Below are 21,733 nucleotides of genomic sequence, written 5' to 3'. Positions count from 1 at the left end.
TTCTGCATAAGGGCACACAAGCTAATTTTCTGCTAGGCAGTCAGCCTGTGTGCCTGCAAAAAGCAAGCGGATTCCACTTTATTTTATTCACCGAAAATCGTTACTATTTCTTCCGATGTTTTGCGTTCTTTTCCTTTTGGGAGCTCATCAAAATAACCAAGCTGCAGCATGGAGATCACTCTCTCTCCCGGCCCTACCTTCATGGCCTCTCGGAACTTCGGTACATCAAGGAAGCCAGGTGTCTTCCAGCAGGAACCGATACCTTTATCCCACGCAAGAAGTTGAACATTCTGCAGGAAGCTTGCAGCTGCTCCGTAATCTTCCAGGCGCTCCTTTTGTCGAGCGTCCTCCGGTACAATGACAAACACATATGCTCCCGGTAAAGTAAACTTTTTCATTTGGTTCGACAACTCTTCTGAAGAAAGCTCCTTCCAGCGCGGAATAGCAAGATCACACAGCAGTTCATGAAGCTTTTCCAGCTCTGGCCCACATGCCACGACTAAACGCCATGGTTCACGATTGCCGTGATTAGGCGCCCATACAGCGTCATTAATAATATTCAGCAGATCTTCCCGGTCTACAGGCTGGCCATTAAATAATTTAATAGAACGTCGACCGATGACCGCTTCTCTTACAGATAGCGATTGTTCATTCATTTCCAGAATCTCTCCTTAAGGTTTAGAAAGTAAGTTATTGCAAGCAAACAGATTCACTTTTCCTCCAACCAACCTTATCATAATTACAGAAATTTTAAAATATCATTCTCGTCTACTCATTCGGTATCAGTTCCTCTGCAAACGCCTATAATTTCACCTGATTCAGATACGGACTAGATAGTACCTTTCCATTTTTTTCATGAAAATACATCATCGATTTTATAGAAATAGTATTTAATATTCGGTGTGTATGCCCCCGAATTTTTATACTCGTAATGACGATTTTGACTATCATTTGTATGGGCATGCACATACGGAATCCCATTTCTGATACTTGTAACGATGGTGCTATGATCGATAACACCGTTTCCTTGAAAATCATAAAAAATGACATCACCGATTTGCAAATCAGAGACAGAGGCTGTCTGCTTTGCTGTCAGCCCCGATTTAGAAGTTTCCAAATACCATCTTAAACTATGGGAAACAGACCAGCTGTAGCTCCATGTTTCACTCACATAATGATTACCGCTGCCACTTTTCCAGCCACCTGTGATCCACCAGCCTTTTCCACGATCAGGAGCCCCTCTCATGGGCGCCCCGCCTGCAAATAGGCACTGCGAGATAAAATTCGTGCAATCCACTGCGAATGATGGATAATTTGGATTTCGGCCATCCCACCATTTCTTTGCATATTCTACCGCCGCATTTCGGTTGTAAGTAGGAATTCTTTCTTCCTCCTTTTTCTTTCTTATCCTTTTATATGCCTTGCATTTTCCAAATATTTCATAAATTTAAAAAGCAATATACCTCTTCCCAGATAAATATGCTACATTTAATCAATTACAGCTCGTTGGTATGGTGTAAGGAACAAGCTTCATGTGTTATCAGATAGAACCTGGGCCGATTAGCTTTAGGGAATGCCGGCTCCTTTTCAATAGCTCTGACCAGACCTCATGATTTGGCAGAGGCTTTCCCGCCTTTTTAGAAAGGGAACAAGTAAAGAAAGCTACTTTGGAATATAATTGATAAATTGGAATGTTTGAGACACACAATTCTGCGGATCATTTGTTACAATATGAAGTAAAGAGAAGGTCATAAGAGGAGATGGTGATATGAAGCAACATGCAGAAAAGGAAATACTCGAGACAACGCCACTTTGTGATAGGAAGGGAAATTTAAATCCTGAGGCAATCGGCTTTGCGCGGAAGCCTCTTATTGACTGTAATTTAAGTGGCCATTTTATGCGCAAAAAGAAGTGGAATTATTGGTGCGTATACGGGGAAGATATTTTATTTTCTGCAACAATCAGTCATCTTGATTATGCTGCTGTTTGCTTCGTCTACTTCCTCGAATATGAAACACAGCGCTATTTTGAAAAAACAATTACTATTCCTTTAGGTACAAAGGTGAAAATGCCTGCCCAAGTATTGGAAACAGTAAAATTTGAAAACAGTGAAATGCATATCAATATTACTTATTTAAATGGTGATACACATCTATCCGTCATTAGTAATGATTTTGATGGGGAACGTCTTCACGCTGAACTAACGATTCATCATCCAGCCGATGATGATTCACTCAATGTCGTCGTCCCTTGGAATCGCCAAATGTTCCAATTTACAGCGAAGCACCATACCCTTCCAACGACAGGGGTAGTAAAAATCGGTGATCGCCGCTATATTTTCAATGAGGAAGAGAGCTTTGCTGTGCTGGATTATGGTAGAGGGGTATGGCCCCGAGAGGCTGTATGGAACTGGGCCATGGCCAGCCAGCGCCTCCGCGGACGCCGAATTGGGTTGAACTTTGGCGGGAAATGGACAGATGGCACAGGCATGACGGAAAATGCCGTATTTATCGATGGGACGATGATTAAGATTCATGAGGACGTTCTATTTGAATACAATCAACAAAATTTTATGGAGCCCTGGACAGTCAAAACTAAATTCAGTGAAATGGTTGAACTAACCTTCACACCGTTTTTCGAGCGGGTTGCAAAAACGGATGCGAAACTTATTCGTTCGGAAGTACATCAAATGATTGGTTATTATAATGGACGAATCCGATTGGAGAACAGCAGCCTGCAGGTTAGACAGATGCTCGGCTGTATAGAGGAACATACCGCGAAGTGGTAAGAATCATTACCCTGTCCCTATAGCAAAAGAGGAAGAAAATCTTGTTATGATTTCCTTCCTCCTTTTTCTATGGCTTCACGGTTAAAGACTGCTATTCCCATAGCCAGTCCAATAAGCAAAATTACGCTAAGTGCAATGACAATCGATATGATGAAATTGATCATCAATTCGCCACCCCTACTCCTATTTTTAAAATACGTTCTTGAATTCATCATACCATATACAGTAGTATGAAACTCTAATTTGCCTTTTTCCAATAGAAGTCTCTCCCTCTACAGGAGAAATGCGGCTTTAGGTGAAAATAACTGCGAAAAAATGAAAACTACCGGTAAGTCATATATTTCAGGAGGGATCGCTTGGAGAGAAAGTTTGGATCATGCCGCTGTACCTCACTCCACCCTTCTATAAACGCATAAAACCGGGAATGCCAAATTATAACTGATCTAGCGACAGGAGGGAAACGCAATGACTCAACCAAATGCAGAATATCAAAAAGAAGCAGCAAGATTGGATAGCACAAAAGAATATATGAATATACTGCTGACCGAATCAGAAAGGGATCTGCAATCTTCCCAGGAGAAAATCCGGTCAGCCATGGCAAACTTAGAATATATCGATTCAAGTGATAGCTATTTGAATATCTTAACAAACTCGCGCTTTTTTGAAATGGCCAGAACACAGAAAGAGGCATTAGAGGCCGTTATGAATAAGCCTTATTTTGCACGCATCCATTTTCAGCGGGAAGGAGAGCCAGAGGAACTGCTTTATATCGGGAAAACTTCTCTTTTTCACCGGGATACACATGAGCCAATCATCGTTGACTGGCGTTCCCCTGTCGCAAATGTTTATTACGATGGACGTCTTGGTGATTTAACCTATCAGGTTAGGGAGGAAGAGCAGACAGGCCACCTCTTTGCGAAGCGGCAATATAAAATCGAATCCGGACAATTGCTCGATTACCGGGATGTGGATCTGACGACAAACGACGAGCTTCTTCAGGAAGCACTTGAAGGAAAAGCTGATGTCCGCCTCACCGAGATTGTCTCCACCATTCAGAAAGAGCAGAATGAAATTATACGTGCTCACCTTCGTCAGCCAATCCTTGTGCAGGGGGCAGCTGGTTCAGGTAAAACAACTATTGCCCTTCATCGCATTTCCTATTTCCTCTATACAATGGGGGAACATTTCAAGCCCGAGCAGCTGATGATCCTGGCACCTAACAAACTGTTCATCGAATATATCGGGGATGTACTGCCGGAGTTAGGAGTAGATCGAATCTGCCAGACGACTTATGCTGAATATGTACAGAATGCGCTTAACGTGAAATTAAAGCTGCAAAATCCAAACGAACAACTGGAAAGCATTATTGAAAATCATACAGGTATAATTCCTCACTTCAACATCCCGCAAATAAAGGGCTCTCTTCTTTATCGAGATATGATGGACCGTTATGTTGCAATGCATGAACAGAAGCTGGCTTCGCTTTTTGAGGATGTGTTTATTGAAAAATACCGTATCATGCGGGCTTCCCACCTGAAAAAGCTATTCCTCGTCGAATTCGCCTATATGCCTATTGAGAAACGACTGGAACGGATTAAGAAAGTTATTCAAACAGAGGTAAAACGGAAGACAGCTGCCGTATTGAGTACATTAAACGCAAAGTACGAGGAAATAATCGGCCGGGCATTGAATGGCATTCGAGATGATGCAAAGCGCCGCCGTATCGTTACGAAATATATTGACGAGCGCGATGATCGCATTCCGAAGATTAAACAGGAAGTAAAATCTACAGCCACTATCTATATGCGGAAATTTGAAAAGGTAAAGATTAAAGCAATGTATCGTGACCTTATAACAAACCGTATGCTCCTATGTGAAGTGGCTCCCGAATCGTCCCTGGAGCAAATCGAAACATTCCTCGCCGTGCACCGCAAGGAAGCTTGGGCACTTGAGGATTTGGCAGCACTTTATTATTTACACGCCCGTATCAAGGGAATTCCGGAGAAGTGGAAAATGCGCGTTGTCTTCATCGATGAGGCACAGGATTACTCCCTATTCCAACTGGCAGCATTAAAAACCGGCCTGGAAACGGATATGTTCACGATGGTAGGCGATTTGGCACAAGGCATCCACAGCTACCGTTCCCTTACTGAATGGGAGTCGGTGCTCAAGCTGTTCCCGCGTGCTACTTACACTACCTTACAAAAGAGCTATCGTACAACAATTGAGATCATGGATGTTGCTAATAAGATATTAGAGAAAATGGATGAAGATTTACCATTGGTCGAGCCGGTGGTACGCCACGGGAAAGAGCCGGCCTTCATCCCCTGTCCTGTATTTGACGAAAAAATTGTATCGGAAACCTATCATACTATTAGGTCATCTGGCCACCGTTCGATTGCACTGATTACAAAAACGACAAGCGAAGCAAAAAAATTTACCGCTGCACTCATAAAAGCTGGAGTTGAAGCCGAGCTGCTAGATGAGACCGCATTACTCGATCAGTCCAAGCTGCTCGTCGTACCAAGTCATCTTGCTAAAGGGCTGGAGTTCGATGCTGTCATGATTGCCGCGTTCGATCCTCCTTTTTACGACCATCCTGTTGATAGAAAACTGCTCTATGTCGCTCTCACACGGGCCATGCATGAACTCTATTTGATCGGTCCGAATAAGACTACCTTTTTACTATAAATCAAAAAAGCTACCCTGATATCGATATCAGGGTAGCTTATTTACGTTCTGGCACTTTAATGAATGGCTGCTTCTTCTTTGATTTAAAGAGCTTTTCTTTTAATAGCTGAATGTAGGAACGTTTTGGCTCGGATTTATCCTTTGGCAATGCTGGCATACGCATACATATCATCTCCTTTAGTAGAAGTATATGCAGGAGTAGCGCCTCATATGCTTTCTCGCCCTGGGATGTCGATAAATTCTCTCCTTATCCACTCTCAGACACCAATACACATGCAAATAAAAAACTCTAGCCTCTTTAAATAATAGATTCAATTTACATAGTAAGATAAAAAAGAGGATATTTCTCTATTTCAACAAACTATTGAGAGATTATAACGCTTATCCACCGTATGCAAAATAATCTACTTGGGCTGCCTTGCTAAAGCCCGCCTTCTCATATACAGCCAATGCTCGATTGTTCTCCAGTTCTACATCAAGCAGAACATGCTTTTCTCCATTTTGAAATGCGAGCTGCTTCACGAAGTGTAAAATTGCCGTACCGATCCCTCGACCCCCAGATTCAGGGTGAACTGCAAATGCCGTGATCCACTGAGCTTCCCCTTCTTTCCTTGTCGTCACCGTACCGGCAATCTTTCCAGACTCTTCTGCCACCCATAGCACAAGTCCTTCTGTAGTCGTATTGAAATGTATTAATTCAAGCGCTTCTTCACGCATATCACCGAATGCCTCACTAAATATACCTACCAGCGCTTCAGTATCCTTTGAAGCAAATGGGCGAATTGTCAGGCCTGGCCGACTTTCCACCTGTTCCGCACGCGCCTCCATTGTCGCCTCGGAAAAGCTATAAACATATCCCCGTTTTTCCAGAAAAACGAGACCACTTTCCACGCCTTCCATCATCAAGGCGAGCTCCCCTTCAGCACCACGAACCTCAAGCCCTTCACGCAGGACATGATAGATGGCATCTCCTATTCCAATACGGCGATACATCGGAGATACAACGATTGACCATTCAAACGTGTTTAATCCTAGCAGATCGATTGCGCTTGCCAATCCAACCAGCCGGTCATCCTCATCATTGTAAACGAGAATGAAAAAACCTGTTACTTCACTGTTTTGGGCAGTCGGCAAGTTTAAAATTGATTCATAATGTACCCCATCCGCATGATGCACTTCTTCACAAAGCGCCTTCATTTCATTGTATGTTTCCCCATCAACCGGGAACGACACCGTCATAAATGAAAAATTCATAAACCGAACTCCTTGTAAAATGATGTTCTTATTTTAGAGGAACGACTCACATTATGCAATCCATGGTTTGAATGATTTATTCATAGCCAGCCTTCATTTATTGAAGTATTTTAGTTATTCATTCATTAATTTATGAAAAAAGCCACCCTTTTCAGAGCGGCCCCTTCTTTATCTATCTAATAATGCATCAATATCTTTTCCTGCTCGCAGCATGCCCGCATAAATACCGCCGCAGGCTATTAGTTCCTCCTGCATTCCCGATTCAACCAATTGTCCTTGCTGCATCACAAGGACAACATCTGCATTTCGGACGGTATTCAACCGGTGAGCAATTACAAAGCTTGTTCTTCCCTTCATCAACACCTCAAGCGCCTCTTGAATTTTCATTTCCGTTACCGTATCAATCGAACTTGTCGCTTCATCTAATAAGAGAATGACAGGATCAGCCACGAGTGCTCTTGCAATAGAGAGCAGCTGCTTCTGTCCCTGCGAGATCTCGCCGCCATCCGCAGACAGCACCGTATTGTATCCTTCAGGTAATTTCATAATGAAATCATGAGCATTCGCTTTTTTAGCTGCCTCCACTATTTCCTCGTTCGATGCATCCAATTTACCGTAACGAATATTGTCATATACACTCGCCTCAAACAAGAATGGATCCTGCAGCACAAATGCCATTTGGCTGCGGAGTGTTTCCCTCGCAATTGTTCGGACATCGCGCCCGTCAAACTCTACAGTACCGCTTCTTACATCATAAAAACGTGCAATCAGCTGCATGATCGTTGTCTTCCCAGCCCCTGTAGGTCCTACTAGTGCTACTGTCTGACCTGGCTGAATGGCAAAGTCCACATCATGAAGTGTATCCTTTTCAGCTTCAGGATTATACTTAAATGACACATTACGAAATGCAACAGCACCTTGCAGCTTAATATCCCGTATCCCTTTATCTTCCTCATCAGGTTCATCCATAATCGCGAATACACGCTCTGCCCCTGCGATAGCTGAAAGAACTGTATTAAACTGGTTTGCCAAATCATTCAACGGTCTCGTAAACTGGCGTGCATACTCCGTAAAGATGACAATCGTACCGATTGTCACATAGCCGTTCAACGCAAGCAGGCCGCCGATACCGGCTACAATAGCAAAACTCATATTGTTAAGAGCATTCATCACTTTCGGAATATATCCTGAATAGGACAGCGCCCAAAATCCAACCGTACGGAGCCTTCCGCTTTTCTCCTCAAATTCCTCAATCACCCGCTGCTCTTGTGAAAAGGCTTTGACTACACGCTGGCCGGAAATCGTTTCTTCAATCATCCCGTTTAACGTACCAACAGCTGCCTGCTGCTCCTTGAACAGCTTGCCCGTACGCCGTGTAATCCAGCGCATAGCCATAAACATAAGTGGAATAATCGTCATCGTCAGCACTGTCAGTAAAGGGCTCAAATATAGCATGACCAGCATTGTACCGGTCAAGGTAAGAACACTTGAGGCTACTTGAATAAATGCACTGTTTAATGTAGAGCTCACTGTTTCAATGTCATTTGTAGCTCGGCTCATTAACTCTCCATGCTGGCGTTTATCAAAGTAAGTTACCGGTAAGTGCAGCAGTTTCGCAAATACACCTGTACGCATTCGGTAAATAGTAGCCTGCGCAATACCGATCATCCAGTAATTCTGTAGAAATAATGAAATGGATAATACAATATAGACGACAACCAGCGCTATAATAATAACAGTCATTCCACTATACTCTCCGGGTACAACATATTCATCAATAATTCTACCTACTAAAAACGGACCAGCAAGCGATAAAATAGAACTTGCAATCACCATAATGAAGACAAGCACAAGAAGTGAACGCTGCTCATCAACAATTTGCCATATACGCGTAAGTGTATATTTCCAATTTGCCGCACGATCTCCTTTCTGCTTCTTCCCCGATCCCAAGTCCTCTTTTTTCAGAATACGTTCATAGCCAAACGGATTTTGTAAGGATTTCATATTACTCCACCTCCTGCTGCGAAGCGGCTATGTTTTTATAAAGCTCGCTGTGACTGAGCAGCTCTTCATGCGTGCCAAATCCTACTACCCGACCTTCATCAAGCAGTAAAATACGGTCTGCATCGCGGGCTGTTCGAACCTTTTGGGTCACAACAAGCATTGTCGCCTCTTCCTCCGCAAGGGCAGCCCATAAAGCGGCTTCTGTCTTCACATCAAGTGCAGATGTACTATCGTCCAAAATCAAAATATGTGATTTACGGATAAGTGCCCTTGCGATTGATAAACGCTGTTTCTGACCACCAGACAGATTGACGCCCTTTTGACCAACCTTTGTTTCGTAGGCATCTGGAAAGCTTTCTACCGCACTATGGATTTGAGCCTGTGCTGCTGCAGCCTGCACTTCCCCCAAGACCGCATTTTGTTTACCCCATCTCAAATTATTAAAGATAGAACCTGTAAACAGCATAGATTGCTGTGGAACAAAGCCGATCATCTCCCGTAACATATCGAGATCCCACGACTGCACATTACGTCCATTTACATATATTTCACCCTCCGACACATCATAAAAGCGGGGGATTAAACTTAATAAGGTAGACTTCCCTGCTCCTGTAGCACCCATAATAGCGAGCTTCTCCCCTTGTGCTACATGAAATGACACGTTAGATAATACATCCACATTCGTGTCGGGATAGCGGAATGTCACATTCCGAAACGCAAGGGTACCAATTTTTTCTTCATCGATTTCCCGAACGCCTGCCCGGTCTTCCGTCCCCTCGGTAATAAGGAGGATGTCTTCCATCCGCTCTGCTGATGCTTTTGCACGAGCAAAGGCAATAATAATAAAAGCAAACATTGAGAAAGCACCTGTCATGCGCATTGCATAGTTTACTACGGCGACTAGATCCCCTACCTGGGCATCTCCATTTCGCACCTCAGCAGAACCGAACCATAACACAACAAGCAAACTCAGATTCATAACAGCAAGCAGCACCGGCATAATAAGCTCCATAATACGAAGGGCCTTGACCGTATCTACCTGCAAGTTGGATGCGACCTTTTGGAAGCGGCTCGCCTCATACTGCCCTCGCATGTAAGCTTTTACAAGCCGAATTGCCTGCAGACTTTCCTGCAGGACACGGTTTACGCGGTCAAGCCGGGCTTGAACTACTGAAAAATATGTAATTCCTTTTTTGACCATTATAATAAGGAATATTAATAGAAAAGGGGCACCTACCAATAAAAATACTGCCATTTTTGCATTCACTAGAAGTGCCATAATGATACTTCCTATTACAGCAAGAGGAGCGCGCAGCATGATCCGTAAACTCATGAATAATACGTTCTGCACTTGGGTAATATCACTAGTCAGGCGTGTAATAAGACTAGAGGTTGGGAATTTCAAATAGGTGGCCATCGTAAATGACTGGATTTTACGAAATAAAGCATTACGCAAATCAAAGCCAAAACTTTGAGCTACATGAGAGCTGAAATAAGAATTTGTAATCCCTGCTCCTAAAGCAAGGAAAGATAATAAAAGCATGGCTAGCCCCCATAGCCAAATAACCGAGCTGTCACTCTGCAAAATGCCATCATTAATAATTTTGGCAATGATGAGCGGTTGCACAAGCTCTACAAACAGCTCAATAAACATTAGCATAAGTGCAATGACTGCCGGCCATTTGTAAGGTTTTACATAAGAAAAAACTACCCTCACGAAAGCATCTCCCATCAATTAATTCGAGACTCGAACTTTTTTTCTATTATGACATAATATTCAGTATTTTTGAACGCCATGTTTAAAAAAGAAGTGCATAGACGCCTTATTGAATATGACGATTGTGTTACATACCTTGATGTTCTCTATAAAACGATAGCATATTTTTGATATACAAAAAATACTGTCTCGCCTTAGCTCTTTCCAAATTTATTGCTAATTCATTTACTATGTATATTTCGTCTTTATTTTCTATTTTTTTGTGAACCTGCACCTATTTATGATGCAATATTTCCGAATTATGTACTAAAAATTTGTATTTTTTAACCGAAATCAATAGAGGCAGATGTAGTATGAAAGGTATGCCTATCAATTCCAAGGACTCACTACTCTGAAATTTAAAAGTATTACCACAACTTTATTCCCTAATATAATGAAACAAAAACCAAAACTTTTATCCTAATATTCGTATGACATTCTTTCCATTAGATGTGGAAAAACACTCATAGTAGAAAAAGAAGAGCATGTCCTACTCCCTTATTAGGTGAGAATTTTCTTATTACCATTTTAATATCTTTTCTTCTTTTTTTTCGGAAGTAATGATAAAAGTCCTTATTCATATTACTATCAAAATATTAATATCAGATTAATAGTGACTATGAGACTGATATTACCTATAATATTCTTATACATTTACAAATCAAGGAGATATTATTCATGAGTCCACTACAAATGTACCAAATGAGTAACGAACTATTAGAGCAGACTCCTTTCCCATCTTTTATCATAAATCAAAATGGTAATGTATTGAAATGGAGCGCCTTAAGTCGCCATTATTTTGGTTATGAGGCCGATGATTTCACAAAAAGTTCTATAAGAGATAATCTATTTGCTTCATTACCCGAAGATATGCAGGAGGCAATTTTCACTAGTGATCAATCCATTCAATTCAACCATCTTCAATTACTATCAAAGGAAGATGAGCTTATTGATGCTGCTCTGCTGACAAGAATTTGTCTATACAATGAAGAACAGGCCATCTTTGTCATGACGATTCCTCAACAGGATATCGTGGCAGCAGATGATAATCAGCAGGAACTAATTAATCTTCAAAATGGCATCCAGTCTTCTTTTATGACCGTAACGCTAGATTATGAAGGATTCATTATTAACTGTAATCAACAATTTTTGAAAGCAAGTCATTGGACACCAAAACGGGTGCTTGGCAAAACATTTTGGAAGCTGTTCCCGGAAACGGAGGAAAGTGCGCGGCTTACCCAAACTATTTGGAGAACAATTAATAACGGGCATATATGGCAGGGAGAAGTCGAGAAGTCAACGAAAGATGGTCAATCCTATTGGGTACATTTGACTGCTATTCCTACGCTTGGACTGACAAGAGAGAAGTCTCGTTTTACTCTTATAGAAAAAGACATTACAAAAGATAAAACAATCCAACTTCAGCTTGAAAAAATCGCTTATATCGATACTGAAACAGGCTTGATGAATATCCATCGTCTTGAAAAAATCATCAATGAAATGATTGAGGCAAAACGCCACTTCTCTTTTGTTTACTTAAGTATCGATAAATTCTATACATTAAAAGACCTGCACGATAGTGAAGTAGAGAGCGGACTAATCGTGGAATTTACGAAACGTATGAAAATGTACTTCCAGGATAGTACAATGGCACGTATTAATGAGCATGAATTTGTTGTTATTACGCCGTTACCTGAATGGTTTACTCAAGGATTCCTGACGTATCTGCAACAGCATCCGGTCTATAATAACAATGTTGCTGTCCCACTTTCGGTAAGTGGAGGCATTACACGTTATCCAGAAGATCAATCGACATTTACACAGCTGATGAAGGCTTCTATCGCAACAATCGCTTCTGTACGTGAAGCTGGGGGGGACAGTATCGTTTCCTTATCGAAGACAACACATAAAGCGCTCAACCGCAAAGCAGTTATTGAGAAACGTCTTCTTTTAGCTTTAGATCAGAAGAACTTAAAGGTTCTATATCAGCCGCAGCTGGATTTGAAAACGGGTAAATTAACTGCCGTAGAAGCACTCGTCCGCTGGGAGGATGAAGAAATTGGCGTTGTTTCACCTGACGAACTCATCCCTGTCGCTGAAGAAACCGGCTTAATCAATCGTATCGGTTCCTTCATGTTGGAACGTGCGTGTGAGCAGGCAGTAGAATGGCGTAATGCTGGTATTAACTTAAAAGTAAGCATTAACTCTTCTGTACGTGAGTTCCGGGACAAAAATATGGCGAAGTCGATTTTGGATACGCTGGCGAGAACAAATTGTCCACCTAGCTTACTTCAAATCGAAATCACAGAGAAGTTTGCGTTAGAGGCAGAAGCAGAAACATCCATTATTAAGCAAATGCGTCAGCTTGAAAATGAAGGCATCATCTTTGCGCTAGATGACTTCGGTACAGGATATGCTTCTTTCCGCTACATGCAGCTGCTGCCAATTGAAATCTTAAAAATTGACCAAACATTTATTAGCTCCTTATTGAAATCCGAAAAAACACAGCGTTTAATCGACGGAATGGTAAAATTCGGAAAGTCAATGAATTTAACAGTATTGGCTGAGGGCGTTGAAACAGAAGAACAAAAGGATTTGCTGAAAAATTACGGCTGTGATAGCGTTCAAGGTTACTATATCAGCAGACCAGTAGAGGCAAAGGAAATCGAACATCTATATGGCGGAAATTAAAACAGAACATTAGATTTCGAGCTGTAGACTAAAACTGTCTCATTATTTGGTAACGCTTACGTTACCAATATGCTGTTTCCTGCATCTGGCTGGAAAGCTAACAATATTTACTTCCGTAAGTTCGTAATAAAATAAACCCGCTCATCTTTTAACGATGCGGCGGGTTTTCTTATTTTAACTTTGTCGCTTTCTTTTCTTTGACGAATGATTGAATAGATGTACGTCCTCTGTTCATAAAACGGAACATAAGCTGCATCATGACTTCAGCAAAAACGAGCCCCATCGCAATGGCCCCTGAAATCAAAAAGGCACGCATGCCATATTCCATTCCTGTTAAATAGTCTACTTCGACAATATGACGCATTGCATTATAAGCAATTCCACCAGGTACAAGCGGGATGATCCCTGAAACACTGAATACAATCATTGGCACACGAAAGCTTCTAGCATAGATATGCGCTACGATTGCGACGACAAATGCGCCTAAAAACGAGGCATGTACTTCGTATACACCATTCTGCGATAACAAGGAATAAATAGTCCACCCTAATGCTCCTACAATACCACACCACGGAATTGCCTTTATTGGTGCATTGAAAATGACGCCAAAACAAGCTGTTGCCACAAAGCTAAGCCCTAACTGTATAAAAATCTCCAAAATGACGTCCCCTCCTTAAAAAGACAGCACGAGTGCGATTCCCGCACCTATCGCAAAGGCTGTCAGAAATGCTTCTACACCTTTTCCTATACCTGCCATAAAATGTCCTGCCATTAAATCACGGACTGCATTTGTCATAAGTAAGCCAGGTACAAGAGGCATGACACCCCCAATAATAATGCGGTCTAAATCTTGTCCAACTTCAAATTTCACCGCTAAGAAAGCGATGATTCCTATTACCAGCGCTGCCAAAAATTCCGAGAAGAATTTTACCCTTGTCTTTGCATGAACAATGGTTACAACATACAAGCCAACACCGCCGGCTACAAATACTGCCGGCACATCTAGCCAAGAGCCATTAAATAATATGATGAAGCAGCTGCTGGCAATAGAGGCTGCCAATACTTGAAGTAAAATTGGCAAAAAATAATTAGTTTTTTGTATCTTCTGTAACTCGTCATAAGCTTGTTCTAATGTTATGATGTGAGATGTAAGTTTTCTAGATACATTATTTACAAGTGCTATTTTATGCAAGTCTGTGACCCTTGTAGAAATGGATGTGATTCTAGTAGGCTGGGTCCTTCCGAGGGAGAAAATAATCCCCGTTGGCGTCACATAGCTTTGTGAGTTCTCCATATTTTGGGAATGCGCCATTCGAAGCATCGTGTCTTCCACTCGGTATGTTTCGGCACCGCTTTCCATCATAATGCGACCTGCAAGCAAAATACAGTCAATCGCCAGTTCATTATCATATATACTCATGTGGAAATGGAACCTCCTTTTGAATAGACACATCTTAACGAATAAATGAAAAAACCTCAACTTCTTTTTAAAAACTTCCATGAATATTTACAGTATATAGAAAGGAGCGCACACATCATGGAACATACACCTAGAAAAAAGCGCGGACCTTGGATTGACCTTACATTGATTACTTCAATACTAACCTTGCTTAGCCTTATTATTCTTTTCCTCGTCTCAGATGATGAAAATGGGTTTCCCAAGTCCCAGATAACTGCTGCAGAGCCCCTGATCGATTCGACCATAACAAAGGAGAATTCAACTTTCCCGGGAATTCATATTATTTCTGACATATCCAATGACTACAAAGTACCCTTTTCCATCCAGTATCCACAAATAGAGGATGAAAAATTCAATAGTATAATCGAAGAATACATACAAGCTTCAAAAAGGGCTTATATAAATGATATGCACAAGGACAAAAATAAAGACAGCAACACTACGCGTTCCGATGGGCTTACTATACAGTTTGATACATATCAGCACGATAATAAATATTTTTCTTTTGTGTTTACAGAACGTATTTCCAAAAATACTGAAGAAATAAAAACAAAAATAAAAACCGTCTTCTACGACATGGAGGCCGGCAAAATTTTAGACATCCGTACATTGCTGGGGGAAGATACGAAAAGCTTGGAGACATTCGCTAATCATGTACGTGCACGATTAAAAACGAGTCCTTCCCTACAGAAAACAATTCAGAAAGAAAAAGTGGACCTTGCAACAGAACCTCGCTGGATTCTGTTTGACCAGTTCGCTGTCCATAACGATGACCTTTTAATTTACTTTGATGAAGGGACAATCGCACCGGCTGAAGATGGACCTATTTCTATCAATATCTCCCTGTCGTTTTTAAATCCCCTTCTTGCTTCGGAGTTTCAAACTCAGATGATAGAGGCAGAGAAAGCACCTGGCGGACAGGCAGAGGATCAAAAGAAGCGTGTAGCTCTCACCTTCGATGATGGGCCGCACCCGCAAGTCACTCTTCAAATTTTGCAATGTTTAGAAAAGTATAAGGCAAAGGCTACTTTCTTTATGCTCGGCAGCCGTGTTCAACAGTACCCAGATATTGCCCTTAAAGTGAAGAATAATGGCCATGAACTCGGCAATCATACATGGAGCCACCCTATTCTGCCTAAATTAACAGAAGCTCAAATTATGCAAGAATTTACTACGACCGAAAAAGCAATTTTTGATGCAACTGGCCAAGAAGCAACTGTATTTCGTCCTCCTTATGGTGCGACGAATGAAGCAATTAATCAAAAGATTCCAAAAGATAGCGTCCTTTGGTCAATTGATACCCTTGATTGGAAGCATAAAAATGCAGAGAAGCTAATTGCACAGGTGAAGCAGCATATGCATAATAATGCGATTATTCTAATGCATGACATCCACCAGTCAACCGCCGATGCGCTTCCTGCTGTCCTTGATTTCCTATCGAAAGAAGGGTATGAGTTTGTTACGGTGAGCGAAATACTGCCCTACCGTTAACTATTCCCGTAAAGAGAAAGGATACAAACTCTTTAAGTAGATTGTAGATAGTGGAAGGGTTTGTACTATATGATTGACCAAAAGCCCAATTAATGATTTCTACCAATCCGCTTTTATTATTTGAAGTTAAAAATGCCATCTCCACTGTTTCATCTGGAGATGGCGTTTTCTTTATTTCAGTTTTATTGTCTTCAGCTTTTCAAACGTTGTTCTATGATAGGCATCAATTTTAGAAGGAGTGACGGCATACATTGTGTCATCGACATACAGTAAACGCTGCACTATTGTATTCCAGTCCTCATACTGTTCGCCTTGTGCCTTTATAATCATATCTCCTGCAAGATCAATGCCGCTAGGTGTAATTCGGTAAACAAGAGCACCAGATCCCTTATACTGTTGTTCTTTATAAAGCACAATCGGGAAACCATAATAACCATTCTCCTTGTCGCGATACAGGGCTTTATGGTCATGCTGGACATCTGAATATGTTCCTCGCCCGCCAATTATTTCATTATCTACTTCTTTTGGTTTTGAAACATTACTTACATCGAATAGCGATACTTTCATTCCCATTGTATAAACAACCGGCTGCTTTGTATATGCATCTGTTTCCACTTTTGTATCATACCCGATTCCAATAAGGTGGTTCTCATCGAGCGGATGGAGGTAATTACTAAAGCCTGGAATCTTTAATTCACCCAGCACTTTCGGCTTTTCGGGATTGGCCACATCGATGACAAAGAGCGGATCCGTCTCCTTGAACGTTACGATATATGCCTTCTCGCCCATGAAACGTACAGAGTAAATCTTTTCCCCCCGTGCCAAATCTGTCAGCTTTCCAACCTCTTTTAAATTTTTATCGAGAATGAAAAGATGATTGTTTGAGTTCGCTTCCCTCATCGATGCTTGCCCTGTTGTAGTAGCGACACGGAAATATCCATTATACTCATCCATTGAAAATTGGTTAACAAGTGCCCCTTCAATCGTTGCACGGGCCGTCATTTTCACAGATGTACCACTAATCGTGAATTTATATAACTCTGTATCATTGTCCCACATCGGCATAATTGATATTTTTCCCATCGAATCCTCCAACGTTCCCATAGAAGAGTATGTTGGGGCTGCCATGTAGATCGCTTCCTCTGACATATATAATGATGACCCGGCACCTACAAATGTTTCAGCCATAAATTCACTTGTTTTATCATTTTTCAAATCAAGCGCCGAAACGATAACATAATTTGCCTCTCTGCTTCCCGGAAAAATGTGAATACTATCGAGGGGCGCACGTGTTAATGCCTCCTCATTCGAATCATATAACCTAGGCCTCAGATCAAGATTCTTCTCCTCCCGCAACAACCAATAATTCGGACTGTTGTTTGTTACGATATATAAAACATCCTTATATTCTCGAATTCCAACAGCATGCCCTTCCTGGCCCACTTCTCGAATAAGCTGTGGCTTTGAAGCATTTGACATATCATATATCGCTACCTGTGTCATGCTCGTTCCGCCATAATACCCTCGTCTTGCTTTTTCTTCAACGTATTTATCGTAAAATACAAGCAGCTTCCCTTCATGTAAAAGGAGCTTTGATGGATAAGTTTCCGGGATGTCAATTTTACCTATTACTTCCATCTTTTTGGCGTCCGTAATAAAGATACTTTGCTCGTGAATGGAGTAAATATGCTTTCCATCTGTAACAGCGATATCTCCTTCTTCAATACCATCTACTTGATTGTTGGTACCAGAATGAGAGCCCGCCGTATCCTCACTCGTAAAAGATTCATTTTTTTCTGCTTCCATCTCTCCAGGAAGGTTTCGCTGTTCATTCAATAAAACATTAAAATAATCCCTTAAATCTTGTTGTGATTGAATCGCCTGTAATTCTTTTACTACTGAAAATTGAAGCTTCATATCGGATTGGGGCTTTTTCTTAAATGCTGTCTTCTCTACATGAAGAGTATATATGCCTTCAGATAAGTCCTGGATGACAAGTACTTTGTTTTTCTCCTTAAGAGAAAATGCCGCACTCACTTTTTCACCCTTCTCATTTACCACATAAATACTGCCATTAGTAATACTCGCTTTTTTGAGTGGTGTATCAAAGTCTGCATAAAAATCCTGATCCTCAAAAATTGTGGTCGATGCGTATACATGAGGCTGCGGAGTGAATACATAGGCAATCCCACACAAAAATACTATCGCTATTAACATTAGTCCGCTGATTTTTACTTTTCCTGTTACCTTCATTTTCATTCTTCCTCCTTTTTACAGTAGACTTGTGCTGAGAAAAAAAGTTACATTTTTCTGTTTACTTTTTGTAAGATGAATACAGCATCTGAATATCTCTAACAAGCGATCCGGGCAGAAGGTGCTTTTGTTATGTAGGGTACCCATCTAAAAAATTACTTATCACGAAAAAACCTTTGCCGGCCCAAGCCCATTCATTACTTGATCTGTAAACTAAAATGAATTTTAAAGGATGATTATGTTGGAATTAGCAATTGGCAATTTATTTTTATCAAAAATCTCAAATGATGATCTGGACTTCCTCTGTCGGCTCGAATGCGATCAAGCTTTATGGCATTATGAGGAGTCCGTTGAAACAGATGTAAACGCTGTACAAAAGAAATACATGCAGCGGATAGCAAATGAAGAGAAGACACAAAATCATGACTTTATCATCTGTTTACAGCAGGATAAGCGTATTGAACAAATCGGCCTTGCTCAAATTTGGAGTTATATCGATTTTAGAGGGAGTTGGGAAATCGGCTTTGCCGTACTTCCTGAATACAGCGGCAAAGGCTATGGACGGAAAGCAGCAAAGCTCCTTTTAAAGTGGGGTTTCGAAGGGCTGAATGCCCATAAGGTCGTCGGTATGTGCAATGCTAACAATATACCTTCTTCCTCTCTGATGGAGCACATCGGTATGACAAGAGAAGGCATTTTTAGAAAAGAGTTAATGTGGCATGGGCAATGGACAGACCAATATTATTTTTCTATTTTAGAAGAGGAATACGTCTTAAAATACAACACGCATGTATAAACCCTCTTCCCGCAATAGAACGGGAAATGAATAAGTTCATTTTATATGAGTAACTAAAAAAGAGACCTGCTTGCCTATACGGCGCAGGACCTCTTTTCCTTTTTGCAGTAAACTTTCTTTCCTTTTCTGTCCCCGTACTTTATATTCTCCCCCTGCAGAATAAGCTATTCAAAGGGCCAAGCAGGCAGCACATTATTAAGCGGCTTGTCTTCACGCCGGCCAAGTACATAATCCGCCTGCATGATTGTATGAATTTCGCGTGTCCCTTCATAAATGACAGGTGCTTTAGAATTACGTAAATACCTCGCAACAGGATATTCATCAGAATAACCATATGCCCCATGAATTTGCAGCGCATCATCAGCTGCCTTATTGGCGAAATCGCACGCCTGCCATTTTGCAAGTGATGTCTCCCGTGTGTTACGGACCCCTTTATTCTTTAATTCTCCTACACGATATACGAGCAGCCGACTCATCTGATATCCTGCTTCCATACGTGCCAGCATCTGTCCAACCAGCTGGTGCTCCCCAATTGGCTTACCGAACGTTTGACGCTCCTTGCAGTATTTAATACTGGCCTCTAAACATGCATCAATGAGACCAACTGCGCCTGCTGCTACAGTGAAGCGTCCATTATCGAGTGCGGACATAGCAATTTTAAAGCCTTCTCCTTCTTTCCCAAGCAGGTTCTTTACCGGTATACGGACATCTTCAAAAAACAACTCTCCCGTATTTCCGGCTCGAATGCCGTATTTACCTTTAATTGCTTTGGAGGAAAATCCTTCGAATGTCCGTTCTACGATAAAGGCACTAATCCCGTGGTGCTTTTTCGATTTATCTGTATAGGCAAAGACAAGGAAATGGTCTGCTGCATCACAGAGAGAGATCCATGTCTTTTGGCCATTCAATATATAGTAATCACCATCCCGGACAGCCGTGCTCTGCATTGCAGCCACGTCTGATCCAGCACCAGGCTCCGTTAAACCAAAGGCACCGATTTTCTCCCCTTTTGCCTGAGGAACAAGATATTTTTGCTTTTGCTCTTCAGTAGCCCATTGCATAAGTGTCATGGAGTTTAATCCTGTATGCACAGAAACTGCCGTCCGGAATGCTGTATCGCCCCGTTCGAGTTCCTCACATACAATGGCTAAACTGTTATAGTCCATTCCTGCTCCGCCATATTTCTCAGGTACACAGACACCCATTAAGCCAAGATCTGCAAGGCGCTGCCAGATGCTTTTATCAAACGCACCTGCAGCATCCCACTCTCCGATATATGGCATAATTTCGGCATCTACAAACTGGCGCACCGTTTTTCTTAACAACTCCTGCTCTGTTGTAAATTCAAAATTCATAGGCCTCTCCCCTACCATTTCACAATCATTGCCGAGCGGTGTGATGTTTCCTTAATGACTACGCCTCGCTTTGACATTTCCCTAATAAATTCTCTGCCTGGAACGATTTGCTCCGGCGGGAATACGCCATACTGATCGATTTCTCCGTTTCCAATCATTTGAGCCACAATTGATATGGTATTCGCCGTTGCACGTGCCATTGCTGTAATATTGGCATCTACATCCTTACGTACAACCATCTCGTACTCGTACGTAATCTGCTCTTCATTTTTTTCGCCAGAAATAATGGCCCGCAGCAGCACAGCATCCACATTGTTGCCGAGATCCAGCTTTTTCTTCAATGCTTCCCGAACGACCGACCGAACAGAAATATCGTGACCTTCGACTTGCACCATATTCTCCTTGTTCAAGAAGCCGAGATCAGCCAGCAGTTTAAAGTTATCTGCATGCCCTTTATAACGGATTGTCTTGTATTCAAGCGTTTTCACATCTGGGAATGTTTTATAAAGCGTTGAAATTCCACCTGATGTATAAAATGCCTCTAACACACCGAACTCATCAAAATAGATTGGTTCAATACCAGTAAGCGACTCTACTTCTGTCAGTTTGCCTTTTTGAATTGCCTTGCTCGGCTCAGTATAATGATCAAATACACCTTCCAGGGAAAAAACTTGCGTATACTGAAGAGGAGGTTTTGGATCTGTCGGAATCCCGCCTACATATAGTTTAATAGATTCTACTTTATCCAACTTTGTCGCCCCGTAGCCTGCTAGAATGTTCACCATTCCAGGTGCTACTCCCAAATCAGGAATAATCGTTACTTTCTTGTCGGCAGCTTCTTCCGAAAGATTTAAAACATTTTCCGTTATCCCGCCGATATGGCCGCCCAAATCTACTGCATGCACACCCACTTCAATAGCCGCTTTCGCCACACGCTCATTAAATTCGTAAAATAAAGCATTTACCACGACATTTCCCTGTGATATTATTCGGCGAAGCGCATCATCAGATGTTGCATCCAATGCCGCTACTTCAATTTTATCTGTTCCTAATGCTTCGACAAATTCATGCCCTTTTTCCGGTGTCACATCTGCCAAAATGATTTTTTCAACCTTTTCGCTCGCTACTAGATCACGCGCTACTTCTTTCCCCATTAGACCAGCACCTAATACGACTACCTTCATATAGACATCCC

The 21,733-nt window shown here is 41.6% G+C and carries 17 protein-coding genes; 5 read left to right on the top strand and 12 right to left on the bottom strand.

Annotation, left to right across the window (positions count from 1 at the left end; genetic code table 11):
• Nucleotides 1-83: 83 nt before the first annotated feature.
• Together AA0Y26_RS01420 and AA0Y26_RS01415 are read right to left on the bottom strand one after the other, a co-directional pair.
• Nucleotides 84-656: a nitroreductase gene (locus AA0Y26_RS01420; protein WP_413364501.1), complete on the bottom strand. Its 573-nt coding sequence runs from the start codon at nucleotides 654-656 to the stop codon at nucleotides 84-86.
• 197 nt (nucleotides 657-853) lie between these two features.
• The gene (locus AA0Y26_RS01415; protein ID WP_413368001.1) at nucleotides 854-1,381 is read right to left on the bottom strand and encodes an amidase domain-containing protein; all 528 of its coding nucleotides are present in this window, start codon (nucleotides 1,379-1,381) and stop codon (nucleotides 854-856) included.
• A gap of 387 nt (nucleotides 1,382-1,768) precedes the next feature.
• Between AA0Y26_RS01415 and AA0Y26_RS01410 the strand changes: the two genes are divergently transcribed.
• Nucleotides 1,769-2,788: a DUF2804 domain-containing protein gene (locus tag AA0Y26_RS01410; RefSeq protein WP_413364500.1), complete on the top strand. Its 1,020-nt coding sequence runs from the start codon at nucleotides 1,769-1,771 to the stop codon at nucleotides 2,786-2,788.
• Between the two features lie 44 nt (nucleotides 2,789-2,832).
• Here the strand turns inward: AA0Y26_RS01410 and AA0Y26_RS01405 are convergent, their stop codons facing one another.
• A complete protein-coding gene (locus AA0Y26_RS01405; protein WP_413364499.1) occupies nucleotides 2,833-3,045 on the bottom strand; it encodes a hypothetical protein in 213 nt (70 codons plus the stop codon).
• A 208-nt stretch (nucleotides 3,046-3,253) separates the two neighbouring features.
• Between AA0Y26_RS01405 and helD the strand changes: the two genes are divergently transcribed.
• Nucleotides 3,254-5,479 (top strand): RNA polymerase recycling motor HelD, encoded by a 2,226-nt coding sequence (helD, locus tag AA0Y26_RS01400; RefSeq protein ID WP_413364498.1) that lies wholly within the window; start codon nucleotides 3,254-3,256, stop codon nucleotides 5,477-5,479.
• A 37-nt stretch (nucleotides 5,480-5,516) separates the two neighbouring features.
• Here helD and AA0Y26_RS01395 read toward each other — a convergent pair whose 3' ends face one another.
• From AA0Y26_RS01395 to AA0Y26_RS01380, 4 genes are all read right to left on the bottom strand, one after another.
• Entirely contained in the window at nucleotides 5,517-5,642 is a 126-nt protein-coding gene (locus AA0Y26_RS01395) for a hypothetical protein (RefSeq protein ID WP_413364497.1), read from the bottom strand.
• Between the two features lie 218 nt (nucleotides 5,643-5,860).
• Nucleotides 5,861-6,733: a GNAT family N-acetyltransferase gene (locus AA0Y26_RS01390; protein WP_413364496.1), complete on the bottom strand. Its 873-nt coding sequence runs from the start codon at nucleotides 6,731-6,733 to the stop codon at nucleotides 5,861-5,863.
• Between the two features lie 168 nt (nucleotides 6,734-6,901).
• A complete protein-coding gene (locus AA0Y26_RS01385) occupies nucleotides 6,902-8,737 on the bottom strand; it encodes an ABC transporter ATP-binding protein (RefSeq protein WP_413364495.1) in 1,836 nt (611 codons plus the stop codon).
• Between the two features lies 1 nt (nucleotide 8,738).
• Nucleotides 8,739-10,454, bottom strand: coding sequence for an ABC transporter ATP-binding protein (locus tag AA0Y26_RS01380; RefSeq protein WP_413364494.1), 1,716 nt, complete (start codon nucleotides 10,452-10,454; stop codon nucleotides 8,739-8,741).
• Nucleotides 10,455-11,171: 717 nt separating this feature from the next.
• Between AA0Y26_RS01380 and AA0Y26_RS01375 the strand changes: the two genes are divergently transcribed.
• Nucleotides 11,172-13,184 (top strand): EAL domain-containing protein, encoded by a 2,013-nt coding sequence (locus tag AA0Y26_RS01375; protein WP_413364493.1) that lies wholly within the window; start codon nucleotides 11,172-11,174, stop codon nucleotides 13,182-13,184.
• Between the two features lie 169 nt (nucleotides 13,185-13,353).
• Here AA0Y26_RS01375 and AA0Y26_RS01370 read toward each other — a convergent pair whose 3' ends face one another.
• Nucleotides 13,354-13,842, bottom strand: a complete 489-nt coding sequence (locus AA0Y26_RS01370; protein WP_413364492.1) for a threonine/serine exporter family protein — start codon at nucleotides 13,840-13,842, stop codon at nucleotides 13,354-13,356.
• Between the two features lie 15 nt (nucleotides 13,843-13,857).
• A complete protein-coding gene (locus AA0Y26_RS01365; RefSeq protein WP_413364491.1) occupies nucleotides 13,858-14,604 on the bottom strand; it encodes a threonine/serine exporter family protein in 747 nt (248 codons plus the stop codon).
• Between the two features lie 117 nt (nucleotides 14,605-14,721).
• Between AA0Y26_RS01365 and AA0Y26_RS01360 the strand changes: the two genes are divergently transcribed.
• Nucleotides 14,722-16,134 (top strand): polysaccharide deacetylase family protein, encoded by a 1,413-nt coding sequence (locus AA0Y26_RS01360; protein WP_413364490.1) that lies wholly within the window; start codon nucleotides 14,722-14,724, stop codon nucleotides 16,132-16,134.
• 171 nt (nucleotides 16,135-16,305) lie between these two features.
• On the opposite strand, the gene AA0Y26_RS01355 is transcribed toward AA0Y26_RS01360, so the two are convergent.
• Nucleotides 16,306-18,387, bottom strand: coding sequence for a beta-propeller domain-containing protein (locus AA0Y26_RS01355; protein ID WP_413364489.1), 2,082 nt, complete (start codon nucleotides 18,385-18,387; stop codon nucleotides 16,306-16,308).
• A gap of 238 nt (nucleotides 18,388-18,625) precedes the next feature.
• Between AA0Y26_RS01355 and AA0Y26_RS01350 the strand changes: the two genes are divergently transcribed.
• A complete protein-coding gene (locus tag AA0Y26_RS01350; RefSeq protein ID WP_413364488.1) occupies nucleotides 18,626-19,183 on the top strand; it encodes a GNAT family N-acetyltransferase in 558 nt (185 codons plus the stop codon).
• Between the two features lie 164 nt (nucleotides 19,184-19,347).
• On the opposite strand, the gene AA0Y26_RS01345 is transcribed toward AA0Y26_RS01350, so the two are convergent.
• The gene (locus AA0Y26_RS01345) at nucleotides 19,348-20,538 is read right to left on the bottom strand and encodes an acyl-CoA dehydrogenase family protein (protein ID WP_413364487.1); all 1,191 of its coding nucleotides are present in this window, start codon (nucleotides 20,536-20,538) and stop codon (nucleotides 19,348-19,350) included.
• Nucleotides 20,539-20,549: 11 nt separating this feature from the next.
• On the bottom strand, nucleotides 20,550-21,722 hold the full coding sequence (locus tag AA0Y26_RS01340; RefSeq protein ID WP_413364486.1) for a saccharopine dehydrogenase family protein: 1,173 nt from the start codon (nucleotides 21,720-21,722) through the stop codon (nucleotides 20,550-20,552).
• Nucleotides 21,723-21,733: the final 11 nt, after the last annotated feature.

Origin of the sequence: Lysinibacillus canaveralius (assembly GCF_047301505.1) — a bacterium.
Lineage (GTDB): Bacteria > Bacillota > Bacilli > Bacillales_A > Planococcaceae > Lysinibacillus_B.
This window is presented reverse-complemented; position numbering and strand designations above follow the sequence as displayed.